Raw genomic sequence first — 22,159 nt, 5'->3', positions numbered from 1 at the left:
TAGATTCTTCAGAGCACTTATGAATAAATTCTTTCTCGCATTGATCCTATCTGGCATGACGACATTACAATTGACCCATGCCAAAATGATGGGGCTCTGCCCTTATGTAGCGGTCGTTATGGGCAAATTATTCGTCAAGACTATAAGCATAATCCCTTTGATGAAGTGAATCATTTCTTTGGAATTATAGGTGTATTTGCACAAGATCCTGTCACCTTGTAACGCCAACATGCCAACCGTTTAAAACTAGAAGGTTTATAAGTTCCACCTTGCTAAAAAGAGCGGAAAATCGTTCTTTTTAATAAAAATAAATACCTAAAATCTCTATCTGTTGATCTTGAATCCTGATGATTTCAAAATTCACCACTCATCCTCTATTGCTTTATTTATAAACTAAAAATTGTTAATTCACCCAATATTGACAATATGAATTGTCTAAAAATAAAAGTGTTAAAAAAATAATCAAGGATATTCAATGCAACTTAAACACATCGTCCTCGCTGCACTGAGCAGCGTTGCATTCGTGCATTTACCTGCGCAAGCTGCCGGCTTAACCCAATATCAGGCAAAAGCTGTATCGAATTATGCAACCACCCAATACCCGTTAGTGATGGCACATGGTTTCGGCTTAGGCTTTTCGCGTATTGGCACACAAATGTTGGGCTTAGATTATTGGTATCAAATTTTGCCAGACTTGGCACGTAATGGTGCGACGGTTTTTGCAGCGGAAATGTCTGCGGTGGAATCGACTGAAGTTCGTGGTGAGCAGCTTTTACAGCAAGTCGATGAAGTTATGGCCCTCACCGGCAAGAAAAAAGTGAATTTGATTGGTCATAGCCACGGTGGCCCGACCATTCAATATATTGAAGGTGTTGCACCTGAGAAAGTTGCCTCCATGACGGCGGTCGCAGGAGCAATGAAAGGCACAAAACTGGCCGATGTGATGGTAGAAAGTAAATTTCTCGATCCGATTGCAGAAGTGGTTTTTGGTTTATTGGGTAAAAGTATCGCGCTGATCCAGTCGAATCCAAAACTTAGCGTTGATTATGAAGGCTCGATGCAATCTCTAAGCACCACGGGTATTATGGCATTTAATGCGAAATATGGTTCAGCAGCCATTCCCCAAGATTGTAATAGTCAGGGGCAAAAACAGACTGCTGATGGTATTTATCATTATTCCTGGATGGGCAATCAACAAATTACCAATCCTTTAGATGTGATCGATACCTCAATTGTAGCTTTAGGGACAACTTTATTAAAAAGCAAAGACCATGATGGCCTTGTCTCCCTGTGTAGTGGTCGCTACGGCCAAGTGATTCGTCAAGATTATAAACACAATCACTTTGATGAAATTAACCACTTCTTTGGGATACAAGGCATATTTGCACAAGACCCTGTGGCAATTTACCGTCAACATGCCAATCGTTTAAAACTGCAAGGTTTATAAAACTAAAAAGATTCAGACATAAAAAATGCGCCAAAAGGCGCATTTTTTAACTCGAGATAAAACTTAAAATTAAGCTTTAACTTTACGAGCTGGTAATTTTTCACGAATACGTGCAGCTTTACCAGACAATTCGCGTAGGTAGTAAAGTTTAGCACGACGCACGTCACCACGACGTTTAACTTCGATTTTAGCAACGATTGGAGAGTGAGTTTGGAATACACGCTCAACACCAACACCGCTAGAAATTTTACGTACTGTGAACGCAGAGTTTAAACCACGGTTTTTGATTGCGATTACAACGCCTTCAAAAGCCTGAAGACGTTCGCGATCGCCCTCTTTTACTTTTACAGATACAATAACTGTATCACCTGGTGCAAAAGCTGGGATATCAGTTTTTAATTGCGCATTTTCAATAATTTGAACTAAAGGATGTTTACCACTCATGTGGGAATCTCCAATGTGCGGACAGAAGAGGTCTGTTACCGCTGGGGACAGAGGCTAAAGCGCATATCAACCCGTTTATCTTTCCCTTTATCACCCAAGTCTTCACTTCGGTCGATAAAGAGCCTATTTAAAAATACTTAAAGTCGACTTTAAGTATTCAAATCTTTTAGCCATTTCTTTTGCTGCTTGGTCAACTCAACTTTTTCTACAAGCTCGGGCCTGCGGTCAAGGGTTCGTTGATAGCGCTGCAAAAACCGCCATTTTTCGATATTGGCATGATGCCCAGACTTTAACACCTCAGGCACATCCAAACCTTCAAAATGGTCTGGCTTGGTATATTGCGGGCAGTCTAAAAGACCATCCACAAATGAGTCTTGTATCGCCGATTGTTCATCCGACATCGCACCCGGAAGTCTCCGAATAATACTGTCCAATAAAACCATCGCAGGAAGTTCGCCACCCGACAAAACATAATCACCAATTGACCATTCCTGATCAACATATTGCTGGATCAGACGTTCATCGACACCTTCATAACGACCACAGAGCACAATCAATCCGTCATATTCGACAAATTGCTGTACTGCCGGCTCATTTAAGGTTTTTCCTTGTGGAGACATATACACCACAGGAACCTGAACACAACCTGCTTGCTTTGCAAGCTCTTTGGCATGGTTAATTGCTTTTGACAAGGGTTCTGCCATCATCACCATACCCGGACCACCACCAAATGGACGTTCATCCACTCTTTTGTAGTTGCCCTCAGCATAATCGCGAGGATTAATACAAGTGACTTGTACTATTTCACGTTTTGCCGCACGCCCGCTAATACCGTAGGCTGTAATCGCTTCAAACATTTCAGGAAAAAGCGTAATGACTGCAAAAAACATCGCAGACTCCTCTATTTTCCTGCTGCGTTCATCCTTAAAGGATTAATAATCTACGCCCCAATTTACGTAGATACGACCAGCTTCAAGATCAACTCGCTGTACCACATCTTTATGCCATGGAATCATACGCTCTTCAGCATCAACGCTGTCTGGTGTTGCGTGAACCACCATCACATCATTAGCACCGGTCTCAAACATTTCATGGATTTTGCCGAGATTTACTTCTTGTTCAGCATCGTCCAAACCTAACACTGTTAAGCCTTTCAAATCTGTCCAGTAAAACTCATCCATTCCTGCTTTCGGAAGTTGCGATTTTGAAATCCAAACATTGGTGCCAACCAAGCCATCTGCTGCAGTGCGATCGCTCACACCTTTTAAGCTAACAACCAAGCCTTTACCATGCGGTTTCCAGCGTTTTACATCTACTGTTTGCCAACCTGCTTTAGTCTCAATGTACCAAGGAAGATAGTCAAAGATGTTGCTCATGGGTTCTGTATTGGAATAGACCCAGAGCCACCCATTTAATCCATATGCTGAACGTAACTGTCCAATCTGAATACGATCTTCGGGAACATTCTGTGTTGGTGTCATGGGCTACCTACTACTTAATTCGCAAAAATTATGCAGCAGCTGCAGCTTTCTTAGCTTGAGCAGCTAAAGAAGCAACACGTTCAGAAGGTTGAGCACCTTGTGCAACCCAGTGAGCAAAACGATCAGCATCTAAACGAAGTTTTTCTGCTTGACCTTGAGCTGTAGGGTTAAAGAAACCAATACGTTCGATGAAACGACCGTCACGTGCATTGCGGCTATCAGTCACAATAATTTGATAGAACGGACGTTTTTTAGCACCACCGCGTGCAAGACGAATAACAACCATGATAGAACCTTATAGTTTTTACGGATTATCCATGAACCGACCACCGGAACATTTCAAACCCCTTTCATAGAGGGCAATATTTTACGTTATATTTGCTATGAAAGAAAGATCAAATTTTAGGTTATCCACAGTTTGAATTTATATTAACGGCCGTCCCAGTTTGAAGTTTGAGAAGGTGTACAAGCTACTAAGGTCTTAGTCCAACATTTTTGACCTTGGCTGTCGAGAATCACACTTCCATTGCCTACCTGAGCAGTGCCTGATTTAGGTGCTGCAGTTAATGTATAGGTTTGACCAGTAGGAACAAGTGTAATGCTATAAACAGGATTAGATGCGGGATAATCCTTGCTAGTTGTTCCATTAAGGGTTGCACTCGTATAATTATGATTAATAATATGGTAGCTCTGTAATCGCTGTGCAATTTGCATCATTTCACTTTGTACATCAGCGCGGTTAGTACGAATTTTATATTGAGTATAAGATGGGTAAGCAATTGCAGCTAAAATAGCAATAATTGCTACTACAATCATTAACTCGATTAACGTAAATCCCTTATTTTTATTCATTACCATGCCTCCCCATACCCACCACACCCTGTATAGCTTATAACAACATCTTTTACTTTCGTCATACAGCGTAGTCCTGTATTACTCAATAATAGATCATAATTTCGGGGCTGTTTGGGTTCACCGGAACTATCTTTTACCCGTTCTACCGATATCATCCAACTTAAACCATTCACACCGGCAGAATCTGCCGTCTCAGTCCCATCGTTGTTTTTAGTAATTGTTAAAGGTTTATGTCCTGTACCTCCATCAACCAAAGTTAAAGTATATTTAGATGTTGATGTTGTAGCACCTAATGGCAAAGACAATTTACCAGTGGTTTTATCATAATAATTTGCTGCTATCGCATTTCCATCGCTATCTACACCTTCATAAGTATATAAATAACTAGCATCAAAACCTTTGTAGCTAAAATTTTTCGATTTAAACCGTTCAAGCTCAGCAGAAATCCTCAAGGCTTCCTGTTTTGCAATTGCTAAATCCCGTCTTTCCATATATTGGGTATAACTCGGATAAGCTATAGCTGCCAATATAGCGACTATAACAATCGTTATCATTAACTCAATTAGGGTAAAGCCTTTTTGACTAATCATGACCTTTTCCCCTTTATCGAGTTTCATACCAACGCAACTGTCTAAGTTTTGCAGTTGTATTAAATTGTTGGCATTCGGGCTTATTTTTATTTTCCGTAGTTGTACAATCCTGTGTCGTAGGGCGATTGACCGTTAAACGTTGCAGATCACTGTTACCACTACCTTGCCCCAAACCTGTTCCTAAAATCCCACCGCCGATTTTCACTCGATTGGGTGTGGTTTGCCCGGTTGCATAGAAGTTATTAGCGCATTTTCCAGTAGGTAAACAGAACTGATACACATAGGAGTCACCATTCACACCACCAGTACAAGTACTACCAATGCCTGTACCATCTCGATCATACACATTGACATAAAGCATCCCATCTACTGCAAAAATCTCATTCATGCCTTTATAACGACCAGCTGTTGTTGCATATTGATATTTCCAGCCACGGTTATAAGTCGCATTTGTTTTTTGTGCTACACCACTTGCAAGTATCATTGTATCTAAAGCATCCCCTGCGTCTACAGAGGTTGGGATTCTTAATGTTATATCGCTATATAAATCGGTACGCGCGACATCATTATCATAAATCACATACACTGCATCGTTAGCACTATTGGTTGCAGTTGCCATTGGTGAACTACGATTGCCTGAACTTAAAGCAACCGTACCAAATATGCCATCTACTCCTTCATGTACAGAGAAACTTGGCATCTCATAGAAGCGTGGACTTAGACCTCCACTGACATGACCGTTATATAAGCGCACAACTCGTTTAACAAAATTGCCTTTTTTAGCACTCGCATCATCACCTATTGCAGCATTATTTATATCAACACGGAAGGCCTGGCCACCTAAGTCACCAAAATATAAGTTATCAACAAGTCCATCATTATCACGATCAATCGCATTAATCTGACTGACCACACTATATTTCATATTAATCGCAGATGCGCTGGCATCAGTATATGCTTCTGCTCCTTTAGCTGCTGTAGCATTGGCACTGGTCCACCATAACAAATTACCTTGATCATCACCGCCAGCACTAAACATATAGACGCCTGCGCCACCACCTGTAGTAGTACTTTGATCATAGGTTGTGTTTTCATAGCCTATGTCATAGCCTCCGCCAACAAACATTACCAATTTTTTAGTACCGCCAAATTTGACATAAGCAATTGTTGGTTTAGACCAGCTTTGCCCCATATAGCTTAGTGCATTAGTAGTATCTGCTGCTCCAGTAGTAGTCACTGCTGCATTAGGATTAATATGAAATTTCAAACTTGGTTTTTCCATATCGGATAAATCTAATGCATAGTAGCTGCGTCCCCCCATACGCAGACCACCATACACCCACTGTAAACCTTTAAGTGAAAGATCTGTATTAGTACTGCCGTCACTGGTACGATCAGAACTATTCACAGTTAATTCCCCATCTGCTTTTGACACATATTGGGTATAAGCTGTCCAAGGTGCATCTACACCGTAGAATAAATTCGCAGAACCTAGTGTACTACTCGTTCCAGATAAGAACGCTGCTTTCTGATTTTCCATCATTTCATGTGGTGCAAAAGCAAATTTCTCTACCCCTGTACCAACATCAACTACATGCAGTAAACCCTGTGTACTACCAAAGAGTAGATAGTCATCACGGTTTGTTGTATCTAATGTTCCTGCTGAGTTAACAGTAATTTTACCCCTTTGCGTGAGTAGAATTGGAGTCGAGTGCATCACGGCACCGACCTGACGAAGTTCAGGCTTCGTAGCAAGATTATTTGAAGTAATATCTGTTTCGGTTGCACCTACATTATAACCCAGCAAATTGAGCCAATAATTCTTGTCTGGATCATTGGCAAATAGAGCTGTTGCACCTGTACCGAATAAACTTTCCACATTAACTTTTTTCAGTGAATTAAGCTCACTAACCCCAAATGGGGCAGCGGTGCCTGTAATTTCTCGATTGGTATAAATAGTACGGTTTGCAACTGTTTCACTTTTTGCATTAGTACTAACACCTAAAGGCAATTGCCCTCTCATACCATTAGTCCAAATACCATGAGCATTTACATTCAGTGAACCATCTGTGTTAATTAAACGGGTGCTTTTGGCAATATTGTAGAGTTCTCCACTCACGACATGGTATTTATTCAGATTACCTATCCACAGTTGTGTTAGATCTTGGGGTCTGGGTGTAAATTCAGCATAATAACCATAAGGCTGAATGCGTAATGGATTTAATGAGTCTTTTGGTAAAGTTGGGGACCCTGTCACAACCAGTTCTGGAATATCCGTATTAAAAATATCATCTAGAAAAGCACTGATACTATCCACAATGCCTTGTTTTGCACTATTTGAACCACTTAAATTTACTGCTGTATATCGCCCACCACCTGCTGTTGCCCAATTTGATAATGAAGCTCCAGTATAGTCAAATCCAACAGTAGAGGTTTTAATTTTAAGACTTCTATTATTCGCAGTGTATCCTGAGGCTTTTAACAGTCCTCTTGCCATTGTTTGCGCACACGTATCAAAATTATTACAAGAAATTGAACTCCACCCCATCGATGAAGCAAATAATTTATCATTGGTATTAGTTGCCCCCCTCATATTAAATTCTGCATCACCATCTGTTAAAAAATAAATTCCATGCTGACCACATTGCTGTTCTTTCAGGTAGGCAGCAGCATTGTTTGTATTCGTAGAATTTGCTAAGTAGTCACTTACACTTTTGATTGGACTAATATATTTAATATCGCTGCCAGCACTGGTAGTTAAACCACTAAGAGCAAAATCAATAGAAGTATTAGCAGGATTTGAATTAGTTAATGGCTTTGTACTATTGCCCAGCATATAAGCTACAGTTTCAGCATAGAGTGCATTAGACGGAGTAGCTGTATCTGTTAGCAGTCTTTGCACCTGTAAATTCATAGATTGCCGAGCAATCATAGAGCCTGCTATTCCTACATCACCTAGGTTTGTAATCTTTTGTGCACTTGATCGCTTGGTATCTGTAAACATACAGTTATTGTTTCGAATTGCATTATCGCTTAGCGTCCAATCTATATATAGTTTGGGATTAACTCGATCTTCTTGATCCGCATAAAATTTATAATTTTTACTATTGTCCCGAGATAATTCAAAAATTATATCGCCCATGCCACACCAATTCGTATTATCCCTAATTAAGTTTTCCATCTCGCTCTTAACACTCATGGAATAAACATACATAGGATTACCAATATTGTCATTCTTATATGAATTCCTATATATATCAATTGCTCTTTGTGTAGTAGCATTCGTAAAAATTTTATTTAAATAATCGTTATTTACACTACTTGCTATAGCTTTACTGGTTGCCCCAGAGACAAAAGTCTGCAAAGAAGTAATCTGCGGATTTACTGCATACAAATCATTATGTTTTGCAACACGAACCTTTAATTTATTTGAACCGTAATCAGTAGAATTTCGTAATTCCAAATATGCAGCATTAATTGTTGCACCTCTTGGTACATCTACTTGAAAGCGGATGTAGACTTTTTTAGTATCATTATCAATCGAAACATCACCATTTGTTTTTACAGGTTGATTGTTACCATCTTTAAAAATAACATCACCATTAGATGGAAATAAATCTTTACGAGTAGAGGGATAAACAATCCGATCATCAAGCATTTGTGCTGGACTGGCGATATATCCAGCATCACGACGGGGTACTTTAATTGTTGTATCTGAGTCTACTTCAGCAGTCGCAGGATGAACTGTAGTCTTGTAGAGTTCCGTAGTACCATTTTTTATTGGATACCATGGCGGACTTTCAAAAGTAGATAATCCTGCCCTAATATTCCGTGCTGGCCGAATACTTCCCTCACCCAATAATACCGCCTGCATAGAATCTTTTAAGTCAAAAGCACGACGACGACCATTTACAGACATCGACCCTGAGTTATCTAGTGCAAACATCACGACTGGATTTGGTGTAAAACCTGTCTTATAAATTTCAATATCACTGGCTTGTGTTGCTACACTTTGACAAACAGCTAAGGTCATCATCATTGATACCGATACTGAAAGCATATTTCTTTGATTTATTTTTTTCATCTTTAAATTCTCTTTCTTTACGATACCAACTTAGGCTGACCGCCAACCGTATAATCCGAATGCTGCATGTTATAGGGAATACCTAAACCCTCAAAACACGCCCCCACTGCCGAAGCACGCTGCTTAAAACAGGATTCTATTTGTGTAGTCGTCGCACCTGCAAAACTTGGTAACACTGAAATTACAGTTGCCCCGATATTATTGGTGGTTACAGGCACATTACTTTGCCCAAGACTTGTTCCTTTGGGCACACCACCAAATGGTGTAGACGTTGTTGCATTTTTGGTTAAATACACTTGAGACAGTACTGCGGAACGCCCCATTGAAAATTGGTTGGCTTTACAAAAGCCATCCACACCAATCTTGGTTGTTGAACCATCCGTTGTAATCGCACTAGCTTTTGATAATTTAAAAAAAGAATTTTCCGATGCGCGATAACAAAATACCAATTCATCATTGGCATTTGCTGAAGAATTTAAATAAGCAAACATCCCATCTAAAGCCAACTGCCTTGCCACTTGATCGGGATTCTCAACATTAAATAAAGCAGAGTCGGAATTCCCCATCAATAAGTTATTCACCTGACTATTTGTTGCAATTTTTAATCCTAAAATTCCAGTTTTCACAGCAATTGTGCCCAGTAATGTCACAAGCACCAATACAATCAAAACCGTAATAAGAGTTGCACCTTGTTGTTGTTTCATTACGATGCCCCCAATGTATTCCGAATCGCTACAACCTGATTCACGGCCTGACGCAAATATTTTTTATTAATGACGTCTTTTCCAGAGCTATCATCCAAAGTTACATCCGCACCTGCAAGATTAAAGGTAGTTTGGGTATTTAAACTTGCATCAGCTCCAATCGTCCCTGTCGAACGAGATAAAATACCCACCTCCATTGAAGTCACTTGCAGATAAGTTTTTGCACAAGTATCTTCAACAATTGGTATTGCGCATGCAGTACGAATTGCATTCATTGCAGTGATGTATTCATTGATGGTCATATAACGGAATTGACCAGAAGGATTTTTAACACCTAAGCGTATTTTAAAGGCATCCACACGCTGCATCATTTGCTGAGCATCATTGGAACCATGTACACCTAAGCCAGAAATTGCGGTTGCCGCACTTTTAGGATATGAGCCAGCATCACAATATAACGAGTAAGCTGTTGGTTCACCTGTAATTTGCTGTGGACTAGCAGCCAAATAATAACGCTGTACAATCACTAAATTGGAAGCAGGTGCAACAGCAGTTCCTATTGTCGCTCCTTCACAGTTAATAATGCTTTCAGTTTCAGGTGTATATTGAATAGTTAATCGGTCACTTTTACCCGTACTATTATCAGTATCTTTGTTTTGCAAGCTGACCAATTCAGTTTCTAAATTCGTGCTTGTTTGTAATGCTGCAGGCAAATTTTCTTTTTTAAAAATAATTCCTGAACCATTCGTAATATTATTCACTCTCTGTGATGAAACAGTATTTAAATTGGTATGACGTAGATCATGCGCAACCAAAGACAAACCAAAATTGGCATTTTGTTGTAATTCACTCATACCTGATTGCAACCCCAAAGAACGCGAACTACTTAAAAAAATAGCCAAACCAGCCGCAACAATAAGCAAACCCAAGGTTAAAGCAACCATCAGTTCAATCAGAGTAAAGCCCGAGGTATAATGCTTATGAACCATAGTTATATACCTCCATAATGATACATTTGGCATTTGGGACATAAGCAGTGCCATTCGTACAGTTTGGACTGCCCGTACCATTTGTTGCCGTTGTACCCTCCCATGCCACATAGACGCATTTACGAACTAGAGTAGAACCTTGACAATTTAATACATTCATACTCATGCCCAAATTACTTGCTCGGCTTTCCACTTGAGCATAATCATATTGAGCCATTTCGTTTGCAGTACAAAATGCACTTGCACAAGTAGTCGGCGGCGTAGTGACTTTTTTATATTCTGCTAACCCATCCCGATTCACGCGCATCCTTTCCGACAAATCCCTAGCAATATTAGAAGCTTGCACATTCATCCCAGCCTCTGCACTAGCCCCCATAGCCCTTATTTGTAATGCTACAAAACCCAACACAGCAATACTTAAAAGCATCAGTGCAACCAGCACCTCTACGAGCCCAACCCCTTTTTGAGTATTTTTCATTTATAATTATTCCTTATTCTCAGGTTGGGCAACTTGTTGCCACTTTGTTATAAACTACCGTTCCACCTTTTTGCACATACACATAAGATTTCAAAGTTGCATCACTACTATGTTTAAATACAAAACACTGACCGTTGGTTGTTATGATGGATTGCCCTAAACGGTTAAAAGTGACACTGGCATCACCACTGTCTTTCGTCACATGATTTGGTCCCCACTTTTTATAGAATGTTGAAACACTGTTATCCACGGCCAAAACCCGTTCACCTTGTTTAAAAATTGCTTCAGACCTTGTTTCTGCCAACAAATCTACAAAATCACGCGTATCCCTTATCAGTTGGTTTTTTCGAATCGTTTGGGAAAAAGAAGGAACTGCCATTGTTGCAATACTTGCCAACACAGCTATCGTTATCATTAACTCAATTAAAGTGAATCCTTTATTTTTTTTCATACTTTCCCCAAGGCAACAAAAATTTACCCTAGTAAAAATAGTATCGGACTAACTTACAAAACTGACACAAATAGAGATAAAAGGTATAAAAAAACAGATAACTGTCAAAACACAATTATCTGTTAAATTTTTAAAAATTTCAGAATGTTAAATCATTCACGCTTTATGCTTGAGTTACAGGAATACGTAACTCTTTCGGCAAACTAAAGGTAATATTTTCTTCACGCCCTGCAAGCTCTTCTGGTGCTTTAGCTCCCCAGTCCTGTAAACGTTGAATTACTTGTTTAATTAAAATTTCTGGTGCAGATGCGCCTGCCGTTACCCCAATTTTAGTATTTTCATTAAACCAGTTTTGATCAAGCTGATCTGCATTATCAACTAAATAAGCCTGTTTCCCCATACGCTCAGCCAATTCACGTAAACGATTTGAGTTAGATGAGTTTGGAGAACCTACCACTAAAACCACATCGCACTGCATAGCCAAATCACGCACCGCATCTTGACGGTTTTGGGTCGCATAACAGATATCATCTTTACGCGGTCCCTGAATTTCAGGAAATTTTGTACGTAAAGCATCAATCACTTTCGCAGTATCATCAATTGATAAAGTCGTTTGCGTAACAAAAGCCACTTTTTTAGGGTTATGGACGACTAAAGCTGCAACATCTTGTTCATCTTCAACCAAGTAAATTTCACCGCCATTTTTTTTGTCATATTGCCCCATGGTTCCTTCAACTTCAGGATGACCTTCATGACCAATTAAAATAGCTTCAGTCCCTTCACGGGCATATTTAGTCACCTCAATATGTACCTTGGTCACCAATGGACAGGTCGCATCAAAAACCTTGAGCCCACGACGTTCGGCTTCTTGCTGTACTGCTTTAGAAACACCATGCGCGCTAAAAATCACAATATTGTCATCAGGCACTTCGTCCAGCTCATCGACAAAAATTGCCCCGCGCTGACGTAAATCATCGACTACAAATTTGTTGTGTACCACTTCATGGCGCACATAAATAGGCGGATTAAAGCATTCAAGTGCTCGATTGACGATCGCAATTGCTCGGTCGACACCTGCACAAAAACCACGTGGATTGGCCAATACAATTTCCATAAGACCCTCAATGTTCACTTGAATTTAGACTGAATAATTTGAAATAAATGCAAACAACCTACGATCAGCTATTTAGTTTGCGGGCTGTCTGCTCTAAAATAGAGAAGATATTTTATCATATCAGGAAAAATATCATGTCGGGTCTCTTGTTTGTCGTTTCTGCTGCATCTGGAACAGGCAAAACATCTCTCGTTAAAGCCCTACTTGAGCGTGTGAATAATTTACACGTTTCTGTCTCTCACACAACTCGTGGTCAACGCCCTGGTGAACTCGAAGGTGTGCATTATCATTTTTCGCAAAAAGAAGATTTTCTTGCTCTAGTTGAGCAAGGTGGTTTTATTGAATATGCCGAAGTTTTTGGTAACTATTACGGCACAGCTCAAGCCACAGTAAAACAACAATTGGCCAAAGGTCATGATGTTTTACTTGAAATCGACTGGCAAGGTGCAGAACAAGTTCGTAAACTTTTCCCAGAATCTAAACAAATTTTCATTTTACCGCCAAGCCAGTTTGATTTGCGTCAACGTCTATCAAATCGCGGCACAGACTCTGTTGAAGTGATTGAACATCGTTTAGGTTGTGCTGTGGAAGATATGCAGCAATATACAAATTTTGACTATGTCATTATTAATGATGACTTTAATAAAGCTCTACATGACTTGGAATGCGTGATTATTGCCAATCGTTTGGTTATATCTCAACAAGCAGATCGTCATCAGGAATTGATTGAAAAATTAATTACTCCTGTTGAATTGTGATTAAAACTTGAGTCTACAGGCAAAGCCTTTTATACTGCTCAGTCTGTTCAAATTTAATATTCAAACGAGAATTCTTATGGCACGCGTAACCGTTGAAGATTGTTTAGACCATGTAGACAACCGCTTTGAGCTTGTACTAGTGGCAAGCAAACGCGCGCGTCAATTGGCACGTCAAGGTATCGAACCAACTGTAGAGTGGGATAACGATAAACCGACTGTAGTTGCTTTACGTGAAATTGCAGCGGGTCATGTATCTAAAGATATTTTGAAACAACGTGATCAAGACTATCAAACATCTAGTCTTGACCTTGCACTTTCTGCAAACAATTTGAATTTAGATGGCTTTTCTTTCCAATAAGAAAAAAAATCTTAAAAAAGCCTAGTTTTTAACTAGGCTTTTTTTATTGGAAAACTTTTATATTTGCTCAATAACCGTTATAACATAAGTAGAAAGATACGTTATTCAAGATGTATCTTTTTGCTTTTTTTTGAATGAAAAATTTGACAAGTCATGCAATATGTTCTTCATTAAAGGGCTAGCGATTTAAACTGTAAAATTGAAGTAATAAAGGTGTTATATGCCAGGCCCACAGGTCAGCCAAGCCAGACAACAGCTCAAAATTATTATCGACGCTTACTTAAGTGCAAGCGATGTCGAGCGCGTGCTTGTGGCTTGCGATTATGCCGATATTGCACATGATGGGATCACCCGAAAAAGTGGTGAACCTTACATCCTGCATCCGATTGCGGTGAGCAGTATTCTTTCGCATATGCGCTTAGATGCAGAAACCCTGATGGCTGCGCTTTTACATGATGTGATTGAAGATACTGACTTCAATAAAGAAGACATCGCTGAAAAATTTGGACGTACCGTGGCAGAACTGGTCGATGGCGTCACCAAGCTCAGTCATTCCAGTGATAAAGAATATAATAAAGCGGCATCCTTCCGTAAAATTCTGCAAGCGACTCTACAAGACCCACGTGTCATTATTATTAAACTCGCAGACCGTTATCACAACATGACCACACTGGGTTCATTACGCCCAGATAAACGAGCACGTATTGCTCAAGAAACCTTTGATATTTTTGTTCCGATGGCGCGTATTGTCGGTATGAATGAGATGGCCGATAACTTAGAACATTTGTGCTATCAAAATCTCGATCTCGATATGTTTAATAATGTGCAAGAAGCACTCTTTCAAACCAAACCCAAACGCTGTGAATATCAAAGTATTTGGGAAAAAAACCTCACTGAACTGCTGCAGCAGCATCAAATTTCAGGTCGTATTAAAAAGAAAAATAACAATATCGAATTACTGCGTCACTTTGTTAAAAATGATATCAATCTACAAGAACTCACGCATAGCCATGCTTTTGAAATTGTTTTACAAAGCATTGCTGACTGTGACCGTCTGGCAGAAATTCTGCGGGAAAATTTCCAAATTTTGCATTATGAAGATCATATTCGCCGTCCACTTCCAGGCGGCAATCAATCACTGATGATGCGTTTAAAAGGCGAGAAAACCACACTATCACTAACCATTCAAACAGAGCTGATGCGTAAGGCTGCTCGTTTTGGTGTGGTTCTGGGTGAAAATGCACCTCAAGCCTGCCGTTCAGCCATTCAAGCTTCAATGCAAAACCTCAATGTCCTGATTGATGGTGCATGTGCCAAGACCACATTTAGCGACCTGTTAGATTATTTACATCAAGAAAAAATTTGGGTTTATACTCCCCATGGCAATTTGCATGAACTCCCTCAAGGAGCAACAGCAGTCGATTTTGCTTATTCAGCCAGCCTATTTTTAGGCAATCATGCTGTAGGTGCAAAAGTAAATGGTGAAACCAAACCGCTTTCAACCCCATTAATCAGTGGGCAAGTGGTTGAGATTATTACTGATGTCCTCGCGACCCCAAACCCAGATTGGCTCAGTTTTATTAATACCCAAAAAGCACGTCGCGCCTTACAAAATATTTTGCGTGATCAAGATATTGAAGAGCAGCAACTGGTAGGTCAACAAGCGCTCAATCGTGCACTGAAACTGTTTAATCGCTCGATAAAAGACTTAACCGAAGCAGATTGGATTGATATCTTGGAATGGCGACATATCGAATCTAAAGAGCAGTTATTTGAACAAGTCGCTGTGGGTGATTTGCTTCCGCAATTGGTTGCCAATCATCTGTTTGCACAAGGTAAAAGTATTGAGACTCAATCTTCAACCCGCCTGATTCAAGGCACTGAAGGTGTGGATGTCAAATATGCGCATTGCTGCAACCCTGTTCTCGGTGATCCAATTCAGGGACATTTATCGCGTCGTGGATTAATCGTCCATCGTGCCCGTTGTCACAATCTTCTACACGAACAACACCAGCATCCAGAAAATATTATGCCTTTACAGTGGGCTTCTGAAGATGCCGATGATATTAGCTTTACCGCCTATTTAAGCATTGATATGGTGATGAATGATGAACAGATTTCCGATCTCATCTACCAATGCCGTAAAGAAAAAACCGGTGTAGAAATGGTGCATAATCACGAAGGGAAAACTTACGTGAATATTGTGGTGCATAACCGCAAGCAAATTGCTCAAATCATTCGTGATTTACGCATGCATTTTGGTTTTCCGCGCATTACCCGTTTAGTCCAACCGATTAATATTACAGAAGCATCTAAAGCAAGTTAATTCAATCATATGCAACTTTTTTGACTGATATGCGCTATGATGTATGAAGATGATATAAGGAGAAATCAATGTCCCGCCAAGTAATCCATACGGAAAATGCACCAGCCGCAATTGGTACATATTCTCAAGCGATTTTAGTTGAAAATACACTGTATCTTTCAGGTCAAATTGGCTTAGATCCTTACAGTATGGAATTGGTTGAAGGTATTGAGGCTCAGATTCGTCGAGTATTTGATAATTTAAAAGCAGTCTGTGAAGCAGCGGGTGGCTCTTTGGCAGATATCGCCAAATTGAATATTTTCCTGACCGATCTTTCGCATTTCCAGCTGGTCAATCAGATTATGGGTGAATATTTTGCACAACCCTACCCTGCACGTGCCGCTTTAGGTGTTGCAAGCCTCCCTAAAGATGCTTTAGTGGAAATGGATGGTGTGGTCATTATTAATAAATAAAATCAGATAGTTAAATAATTGTCTAAAATACCACCGATCAGGTGGTATTTTTTTATTCAAAAACTCAATAAACAAGAATGATATTTCAAATGAATTTCATTGACAAACGATAACAATTATCAATAATATTACTTATCCTATTTCACTCTTGTGGCGAGTTGAAAATGTACGTTTGTTTATGTCGTGGTATTACCGATCAAGATATTAAAGATGCTGTAGCCAATGGTGCTGAAAGCTATCGCGAAATTCGTGACTTACTTGATTTGGGTACATGCTGTGGTCGCTGCGCACCAGAAGCGCGCGCCATCATTAGCGATGAACTTTCAGAAATCGCTGCCCGTATATCAATAGCCGCTTAAAGACTCTAACCTTAATAATCAAAGTTTAATGATCGAAAGATCATCTTCCTCCCCCGCTTATGACTCTAAGCGGGTTTTCTTATCCCATTATTCTAATTGGACCTTTAATCGTTTTTGATTCCGATTTTCATTTGCCGTTCAATAAATTACTCGCCATTATTTCGGTTCTTGTTTAAGATCATTGCAATAATAATTTTTTGATTGCCTGACACCTAGTTAAGGCAGAAATTGTTGATGGAGAACTTGCAATGAAAGGCAATCGTGATGTGATTAATCAGTTAAATCAGGTGCTATATCACCAGTTGACTGCCATTAACCAATATTTTCTTCATTCGCGTATGTTTAATGACTGGGGAATTGAGAAACTCGGTTCTGCAGAATATAAAGAATCCATTCGCCAAATGAAAGATGCAGATAAAATCATTGAACGTATTTTATTTCTCGAAGGCCTACCTAACCTACAAAATTTAGGCAAGTTGTACATTGGTCAGCATACTGTTGAAGTACTGAATTGTGATGTACGCAAAGTAAACGAAGATATTGAAGCACTACAAAAAGCTGTCAGCTTGGCTGAGCAGGAAATGGATTATGTGACCCGTGATCTTGTACAGGAAATCCTGGAAAAAGAAGAAGAATATTTGGACTGGACCACAACCCAGCTTGATTTGGTTGAGAAAGTCGGTATTGAAAACTATATTCAAAGCCAAATTTAATTCTCTATAAAAAAAGCCAGTCAATCGACTGGCTTTTTTAGTTTTTAAATATCACTTTGCAGTAACTGGTTTTGCTAATGAAGCATAATCCAGATCGACTCTATGTAATGTTTTTAATAACCAAAGCTGATGTTTTGCTTCTTGTTCATAACCGTTAAAAGCCAAGACTTTAGCATATTTAATCAGATCATATTTAGTTGGATAATTCAGCACCATCTCCTTAATATCTTCCAACTGTTGCGCATTTACCTTGGTATATGGATTCATCCGAATCCACTCAATACGTCGATCAAACTCTTCAAGTAAATAAATTTGATCTTGATTGGTGATTTTCTCAGGTGTTTGCTCATAACGCATCGACTGATTCAGTTTTGGCACCATAACCGAATAATCTCTGACAATTAAAATCAGTAATATTAAAGAAACCGCATATCCTGCACGCATATAGTTGGGTGAAAGTGTAATGGTTTTAATATTGGATTGCTGAGACTGAACCAGACCAACAATAAAACCGACCGGTAACAAGAAATAAGCATAATACTGCGGAAATTCCAGCATTGAGTGAATCAGCACAGCGCCAATCATTAAAATACTAATAACTGATTCAACTGAATTGACATGCTTATTGAGTTGATATCCCCAATAGCCAAAGTAGGCCAGAAAAGGAATTCCTATAATGAGGCCGTTCCAAAGGATAAAATCCAAAATAAAATTATGTGCACTACGAACCCAAACAGGTCCCTGAAAATGATCGCTAACCAGTGTATAAGCGACGCTGGTTTGATTCCAGCCATAGCCAAACCATGGACGGTCTGCAATCGCATGTAGCATTTGCTGCCAAATGGCTAAACGTGACATATCGCCTGTTGCACGACGTGCGATATCTACAGATTTAATTTGAGTATCAGCAAGCTGGGTGAGAAAGCCACCAATGGTCGGAAGTAAAAATATAAAACCGACAAACAGTGCTGTCCAAGCAGTGAGGTAATACCACTTGATTGAGATATAACCTTTAAACTGCTGATAAGCTAAATATACAATAATGCAGATGCAAGCCACCCATGATGTACGAGATTGGCTTAATGCCAGACTCATCAACATCATAAATACTGCTGGAATTAACCATTTGGTATGAACTTTCTTTTTTTCGTATAAATATAAACATGCTAAAAGAGACATGAGCAAAAAAGTGGCCATATTATTGGGCTGGGCAAAATTGGCATATGGACGAACAGCACGTTGCATATCCACCATCCCGGGGATATAAGCATCGAGTGTTAACCATTGACAGATCGCAATAATACCTGTCGCTGTTCCCGCCATGAAAAACACGTAGCTGAGTCCGGTAAAAATGCTTACCCGGTCTACCTTTTCGCTCGATAAGTTATATCCTGCTACTGTACTCAGCCAGAAGCCTAGGACGAATAACGTACAGATAAGAACTTTATCAAAGAAAAAGAGCTCATCTGTCCAATATTGAACAAGTGGAATAGCCGCAAGGAATAATAATGGCAGGCTGATCACTGGTAGTTTAATTTTGTCTCTTAAATAAATGGCAGCTAAGGCAAATAATGATAAAAAGGCAAACAGTTCACCCGTGTAGGTGACCCAAGGCCTGTAGTGGATAGGCAGGAGCCAAGCCAGTGAGATAAAGATTGCTGCAAGCAGCATTAAAGCGAATTTCATGATGGAATCAGTGAAAATAGAATGGGCATATGATAATAAAAAAGCAGATTAAAAGGTAATCTGCTTTTTTCAGGATGTTCTAGAGATTTAGTGCCATGGTCTTAAGTCAACAATTTTGACTACTTCGCCTTTTTCTTTATTGATTAATACAGTCATATCTAAAACTGTGGCTTTTAAAGGTACAAAAGCGTTCGCTTCTGGATATTTTGCCAAAGTATGTTCAACCTGTTTTTGGTCATTATATTTTTTAAGGTCTTCTAAATTTTGTGCACGACTTTGGATTTGCGTTTCGGCTTGTGCAAAATCGACATAACGTTCAGGCTGTTGAGCAAGAGAAACACCTCCCAATACCGCTGTAAACATATCATCTTGACGTTGCTGTGCACTTGCTGCCAATTTTACTGCAGCAAATTGTGGACTAGCCCATGATACATGTTGAAATTGAGGTTGAGCTTGATCAATATTTTCTAAAATAATGTCATTTTTTCGCACTAACTCAAAGCGATCCACATTATAGACTAGCCATGCAGGACGACCTTGTTCAATGCTATATACTCCATAACAAAACGCAGCAATTTGAATAATAATAATCACGCTTAGGTCAAATTTAAGTGTTTTTTTACCTTCTTTATAAACTAGTAGCCCTAAAAGTGGTCCTAGAACCACATCTACAACCAAGAGCATTAAAAGAATATGGGTAACACCAACTGCAGTTGCGAGTGGAGATTCATACCAAATAAAGAAAACCAATCCCACAACCAATAAAGCGATTAGAAATGAAATAGATAAATGGCTAAAGAAAAATTTTATACGTTTGGACATGAGCAAATTCTATTCCTACTGCTTTGGAAAATTTGATTCGATTTCAAATTTAGCAATTTCATCAGTTGTAAACACTATTAATCATAAATATTTTACTCCTATCGCTTTTGATAAAGGCTCAACATAACAGTTATCAAATACTCCTAATAAAACCATATAAGCAATAAATAACTTAAACGTTTATTCATATGAAAAACTACTAATGTCCCGATTTCTTCCATTGATATGCCTTAGAATCACGAACAGAATACAATGAATTAAATTCAATATTTTCACTGTACAGCCTGTTTAGAATATCTAAATAATGTTTAGATTTTTCCTCTTGTTTATTTAATAACAAAACTTGAGCATATTTATATAAATTATTGGGTGTTGCATATCTATAAGTAACTTTTTTCATCCACAATAACTCTTCTTCAGAAATATTTTCTTCTACAGGTGTCCGTAAATAACGAATTCTTTCTCTTAACTGTGTCATTAAAATTATATCTGGAGCAGCCTGATTCACTTGAGAATTACCAATATTCAATATTTCAGCACGTACTAGCCGTGTTTCATTTTCGATTATAAAATATTCATAAAAAATAATTCCATATAAAATCACTGAACCCGAATAAAAAGGGATCATGACTTTTCTTGATAGATTTATTAATTTTTTATTCCCTCTATCAACATATACGTAACCAATTAAAAAACCAATTGGAAGTAAAAAAGTTGCATACTCTAAAGGAAACTCTAATAATCCATGACTAAGAACAGCACCGACCATCGCTAATGCAATAAAGTTTTCAGTATTATGAGCCAATTTGCTTAGTACAAATAACCAATAAACAAAAAAAATAATAATTACTAAACCAAGTGGAATTCCATTCCAAATAAGCAGATCAAGCAAAATATTATGACTATGTTCAGTCCATTCAGTAGTTGGATAATCAGAAAAAACTGTAATTTGGGCAACACTGACTTGATTCCAACCATATCCCCATATTGGTTCTTGTTTTAAAGCAAGGATTAACTGGTTCCACATTGGAATTCGAAGATTTCCAGAAGTTACTCTTTCAATAAAATCACTAGTCCCAATAATACCTAAATAAGTAGAAATTTTAGGTAATATATAAACAAATAAACTATAAATACTAATAAAATATAAAACACTATTTTTGTTTAAACGTGTATGAAAATAACTTGATTTCCAGTACCACCAAATTATAAAACAGATTATAAAAACCCAAGCAGAACGTGACTGTGTCAAAGCAAGGCAAAATAAAAATAAACAACTTAAGGCAATGCCAGTCATAGAATTTAAGATTTTTTCTTCAAATAAATATAATGTAGCCATTATACTTAATATTAAAAATGTAGCACAATTATTAGGCTGTGCAAAATTCGCAAATGGTCTATTGTGTGGTACTTCTATAATCCATATACTATCATTTGTAATTATTAACCATTGCTTCAACATAATATATGATGAGATTAGTGCTGAAAAAATAAAAATAAAACTGATAAATTTTAAAATTTGTTTTTTATTATCATTTTGAGTTAAATTAAAACCAAATGTTATTACACATGCAAAACCAAAAATATAAATAAAAGCAATAAGTGCATCACCAAAAAAATAAACTTTACCAAATAAGTATTGCACCAAAGGAATACATGAGATTAAAAATACAATAATAATTTTTTTATCTAAAAACATTTTATATTTTTTGATAAGTAATATACTAAAAACCAATAAAAATAAAAAATAAATTGAAAATTCATGGTGTGCACTTAACCATGGATAATAACGATTGGGTAAGATAAAAGCGAGACAACCGAACAAAAATATAGAGATATAAAGATATTTATTCAAAAAAATTCCCCAAAAAAAAGGAGGTTACCCCACTGCTGTCCCATAGTTTGATTTAAATAAAAAAACCTGAGTCCGAACAGTTAAAATATGAGTGCAAACAAACACTTTAACGACCAGGATTCAGGTTTTGTCACATCAGAATACCGTATTTCATCAGTTAATTAAACCAGTCTTACGACAAGATTTTGAACGG

Annotated in this window: 22 protein-coding genes and 1 pseudogene; 8 read left to right on the top strand and 15 right to left on the bottom strand. The window is 38.4% G+C overall.

Annotation, left to right across the window (positions count from 1 at the left end; all coding sequences use genetic code 11):
- Positions 1 to 84: 84 nt before the first annotated feature.
- A pseudogene (locus tag E0409_RS16720) lies at positions 85 to 222 on the top strand (esterase/lipase family protein); the annotation flags it as partial.
- A 253-nt stretch (positions 223 to 475) separates the two neighbouring features.
- Positions 476 to 1,447, top strand: coding sequence for an esterase/lipase family protein (locus E0409_RS07300; RefSeq protein WP_131289263.1), 972 nt, complete (start codon positions 476 to 478; stop codon positions 1,445 to 1,447).
- A 69-nt stretch (positions 1,448 to 1,516) separates the two neighbouring features.
- On the opposite strand, the gene rplS is transcribed toward E0409_RS07300, so the two are convergent.
- The 12 genes from rplS to ispH form a co-directional block, all read right to left on the bottom strand.
- Complete coding sequence (gene rplS, locus E0409_RS07295; protein WP_131289261.1) at positions 1,517 to 1,891, bottom strand: 50S ribosomal protein L19; 375 nt, start codon at positions 1,889 to 1,891, stop codon at positions 1,517 to 1,519.
- 149 nt (positions 1,892 to 2,040) lie between these two features.
- The gene (gene trmD, locus E0409_RS07290; protein ID WP_131289259.1) at positions 2,041 to 2,781 is read right to left on the bottom strand and encodes a tRNA (guanosine(37)-N1)-methyltransferase TrmD; all 741 of its coding nucleotides are present in this window, start codon (positions 2,779 to 2,781) and stop codon (positions 2,041 to 2,043) included.
- Between the two features lie 42 nt (positions 2,782 to 2,823).
- Positions 2,824 to 3,372, bottom strand: a complete 549-nt coding sequence (gene rimM, locus E0409_RS07285; RefSeq protein ID WP_131289257.1) for a ribosome maturation factor RimM — start codon at positions 3,370 to 3,372, stop codon at positions 2,824 to 2,826.
- A gap of 28 nt (positions 3,373 to 3,400) precedes the next feature.
- Complete coding sequence (gene rpsP, locus E0409_RS07280) at positions 3,401 to 3,658, bottom strand: 30S ribosomal protein S16 (protein WP_131289255.1); 258 nt, start codon at positions 3,656 to 3,658, stop codon at positions 3,401 to 3,403.
- Positions 3,659 to 3,801: 143 nt separating this feature from the next.
- Positions 3,802 to 4,224, bottom strand: coding sequence for a type IV pilin protein (locus tag E0409_RS07275; protein WP_131289253.1), 423 nt, complete (start codon positions 4,222 to 4,224; stop codon positions 3,802 to 3,804).
- Positions 4,224 to 4,817 (bottom strand): type IV pilin protein, encoded by a 594-nt coding sequence (locus E0409_RS07270; RefSeq protein ID WP_131289355.1) that lies wholly within the window; start codon positions 4,815 to 4,817, stop codon positions 4,224 to 4,226. Before E0409_RS07270 ends, E0409_RS07275 begins: the two co-directional genes overlap by 1 nt.
- Before the next feature lie 13 nt (positions 4,818 to 4,830).
- On the bottom strand, positions 4,831 to 8,901 hold the full coding sequence (locus E0409_RS16600) for a pilus assembly protein (protein ID WP_213073361.1): 4,071 nt from the start codon (positions 8,899 to 8,901) through the stop codon (positions 4,831 to 4,833).
- 17 nt (positions 8,902 to 8,918) lie between these two features.
- On the bottom strand, positions 8,919 to 9,605 hold the full coding sequence (locus tag E0409_RS07260; RefSeq protein WP_131289251.1) for a pilus assembly protein PilX: 687 nt from the start codon (positions 9,603 to 9,605) through the stop codon (positions 8,919 to 8,921).
- Positions 9,605 to 10,594, bottom strand: a complete 990-nt coding sequence (locus tag E0409_RS07255) for a PilW family protein (protein WP_131289249.1) — start codon at positions 10,592 to 10,594, stop codon at positions 9,605 to 9,607. Before E0409_RS07255 ends, E0409_RS07260 begins: the two co-directional genes overlap by 1 nt.
- Positions 10,584 to 11,072: a type IV pilus modification protein PilV gene (pilV, locus tag E0409_RS07250; RefSeq protein WP_131289247.1), complete on the bottom strand. Its 489-nt coding sequence runs from the start codon at positions 11,070 to 11,072 to the stop codon at positions 10,584 to 10,586. The genes E0409_RS07255 and pilV overlap by 11 nt, the downstream gene beginning before the upstream one ends.
- Before the next feature lie 19 nt (positions 11,073 to 11,091).
- Positions 11,092 to 11,523, bottom strand: coding sequence for a prepilin-type N-terminal cleavage/methylation domain-containing protein (locus E0409_RS07245; RefSeq protein ID WP_131289245.1), 432 nt, complete (start codon positions 11,521 to 11,523; stop codon positions 11,092 to 11,094).
- 163 nt (positions 11,524 to 11,686) lie between these two features.
- Positions 11,687 to 12,637, bottom strand: coding sequence for a 4-hydroxy-3-methylbut-2-enyl diphosphate reductase (gene ispH / locus E0409_RS07240; RefSeq protein ID WP_131289243.1), 951 nt, complete (start codon positions 12,635 to 12,637; stop codon positions 11,687 to 11,689).
- 134 nt (positions 12,638 to 12,771) lie between these two features.
- On the opposite strand from ispH, the gene gmk reads away from it, so the two are divergent.
- From gmk to bfr, 6 genes are all read left to right on the top strand, one after another.
- Entirely contained in the window at positions 12,772 to 13,395 is a 624-nt protein-coding gene (gene gmk, locus E0409_RS07235; RefSeq protein ID WP_131289241.1) for a guanylate kinase, read from the top strand.
- 76 nt (positions 13,396 to 13,471) lie between these two features.
- Positions 13,472 to 13,753, top strand: a complete 282-nt coding sequence (rpoZ, locus tag E0409_RS07230) for a DNA-directed RNA polymerase subunit omega (protein ID WP_004650579.1) — start codon at positions 13,472 to 13,474, stop codon at positions 13,751 to 13,753.
- Between the two features lie 220 nt (positions 13,754 to 13,973).
- The gene (locus tag E0409_RS07225) at positions 13,974 to 16,079 is read left to right on the top strand and encodes a RelA/SpoT family protein (RefSeq protein ID WP_131289239.1); all 2,106 of its coding nucleotides are present in this window, start codon (positions 13,974 to 13,976) and stop codon (positions 16,077 to 16,079) included.
- Between the two features lie 68 nt (positions 16,080 to 16,147).
- On the top strand, positions 16,148 to 16,531 hold the full coding sequence (gene ridA / locus E0409_RS07220) for a deaminase RidA (RefSeq protein ID WP_067726797.1): 384 nt from the start codon (positions 16,148 to 16,150) through the stop codon (positions 16,529 to 16,531).
- Positions 16,532 to 16,695: 164 nt separating this feature from the next.
- On the top strand, positions 16,696 to 16,890 hold the full coding sequence (locus E0409_RS07215) for a bacterioferritin-associated ferredoxin (protein ID WP_005259971.1): 195 nt from the start codon (positions 16,696 to 16,698) through the stop codon (positions 16,888 to 16,890).
- Positions 16,891 to 17,138: 248 nt separating this feature from the next.
- The gene (gene bfr / locus E0409_RS07210; protein ID WP_131289237.1) at positions 17,139 to 17,603 is read left to right on the top strand and encodes a heteropolymeric bacterioferritin subunit Bfr; all 465 of its coding nucleotides are present in this window, start codon (positions 17,139 to 17,141) and stop codon (positions 17,601 to 17,603) included.
- 51 nt (positions 17,604 to 17,654) lie between these two features.
- Here the strand turns inward: bfr and E0409_RS07205 are convergent, their stop codons facing one another.
- The 3 genes from E0409_RS07205 to E0409_RS07195 all read right to left on the bottom strand — a co-directional run bounded on the left by E0409_RS07205 (position 17,655) and on the right by E0409_RS07195 (position 21,966).
- Complete coding sequence (locus tag E0409_RS07205) at positions 17,655 to 19,289, bottom strand: PglL family O-oligosaccharyltransferase (protein ID WP_131289235.1); 1,635 nt, start codon at positions 19,287 to 19,289, stop codon at positions 17,655 to 17,657.
- Positions 19,290 to 19,376: 87 nt separating this feature from the next.
- Positions 19,377 to 20,111, bottom strand: coding sequence for a TfpX/TfpZ family type IV pilin accessory protein (gene tfpZ / locus E0409_RS07200; RefSeq protein WP_131289232.1), 735 nt, complete (start codon positions 20,109 to 20,111; stop codon positions 19,377 to 19,379).
- Positions 20,112 to 20,310: 199 nt separating this feature from the next.
- Positions 20,311 to 21,966: a PglL family O-oligosaccharyltransferase gene (locus E0409_RS07195; protein WP_252151783.1), complete on the bottom strand. Its 1,656-nt coding sequence runs from the start codon at positions 21,964 to 21,966 to the stop codon at positions 20,311 to 20,313.
- Positions 21,967 to 22,159: the final 193 nt, after the last annotated feature.

The sequence above is a fragment of the Acinetobacter sp. ANC 4862 genome, from assembly GCF_004336635.1.
GTDB lineage: Bacteria > Pseudomonadota > Gammaproteobacteria > Pseudomonadales > Moraxellaceae > Acinetobacter.
This window is presented reverse-complemented; position numbering and strand designations above follow the sequence as displayed.

Coding starts and splice junctions, on each gene's coding strand:
- ispH (WP_131289243.1), bottom strand. CDS start 12,637: ATGGAAATTGTATTGGCCAATCCACGTGGTTTTTGTGCAGGTGTCGAC.
- E0409_RS07215 (WP_005259971.1), top strand. CDS start 16,696: ATGTACGTTTGTTTATGTCGTGGTATTACCGATCAAGATATTAAAGAT.
- E0409_RS07205 (WP_131289235.1), bottom strand. CDS start 19,289: ATGAAATTCGCTTTAATGCTGCTTGCAGCAATCTTTATCTCACTGGCT.
- rpsP (WP_131289255.1), bottom strand. CDS start 3,658: ATGGTTGTTATTCGTCTTGCACGCGGTGGTGCTAAAAAACGTCCGTTC.
- E0409_RS16600 (WP_213073361.1), bottom strand. CDS start 8,901: ATGAAAAAAATAAATCAAAGAAATATGCTTTCAGTATCGGTATCAATG.
- ridA (WP_067726797.1), top strand. CDS start 16,148: ATGTCCCGCCAAGTAATCCATACGGAAAATGCACCAGCCGCAATTGGT.
- rimM (WP_131289257.1), bottom strand. CDS start 3,372: ATGACACCAACACAGAATGTTCCCGAAGATCGTATTCAGATTGGACAG.
- E0409_RS07270 (WP_131289355.1), bottom strand. CDS start 4,817: ATGATTAGTCAAAAAGGCTTTACCCTAATTGAGTTAATGATAACGATT.
- rpoZ (WP_004650579.1), top strand. CDS start 13,472: ATGGCACGCGTAACCGTTGAAGATTGTTTAGACCATGTAGACAACCGC.
- gmk (WP_131289241.1), top strand. CDS start 12,772: ATGTCGGGTCTCTTGTTTGTCGTTTCTGCTGCATCTGGAACAGGCAAA.
- E0409_RS07275 (WP_131289253.1), bottom strand. CDS start 4,224: ATGAATAAAAATAAGGGATTTACGTTAATCGAGTTAATGATTGTAGTA.
- pilV (WP_131289247.1), bottom strand. CDS start 11,072: ATGAAAAATACTCAAAAAGGGGTTGGGCTCGTAGAGGTGCTGGTTGCA.
- rplS (WP_131289261.1), bottom strand. CDS start 1,891: ATGAGTGGTAAACATCCTTTAGTTCAAATTATTGAAAATGCGCAATTA.
- trmD (WP_131289259.1), bottom strand. CDS start 2,781: ATGTTTTTTGCAGTCATTACGCTTTTTCCTGAAATGTTTGAAGCGATT.
- E0409_RS07255 (WP_131289249.1), bottom strand. CDS start 10,594: ATGGTTCATAAGCATTATACCTCGGGCTTTACTCTGATTGAACTGATG.
- tfpZ (WP_131289232.1), bottom strand. CDS start 20,111: ATGTCCAAACGTATAAAATTTTTCTTTAGCCATTTATCTATTTCATTT.
- E0409_RS07225 (WP_131289239.1), top strand. CDS start 13,974: ATGCCAGGCCCACAGGTCAGCCAAGCCAGACAACAGCTCAAAATTATT.
- E0409_RS07245 (WP_131289245.1), bottom strand. CDS start 11,523: ATGAAAAAAAATAAAGGATTCACTTTAATTGAGTTAATGATAACGATA.
- E0409_RS07260 (WP_131289251.1), bottom strand. CDS start 9,605: ATGAAACAACAACAAGGTGCAACTCTTATTACGGTTTTGATTGTATTG.
- bfr (WP_131289237.1), top strand. CDS start 17,139: ATGAAAGGCAATCGTGATGTGATTAATCAGTTAAATCAGGTGCTATAT.
- E0409_RS07300 (WP_131289263.1), top strand. CDS start 476: ATGCAACTTAAACACATCGTCCTCGCTGCACTGAGCAGCGTTGCATTC.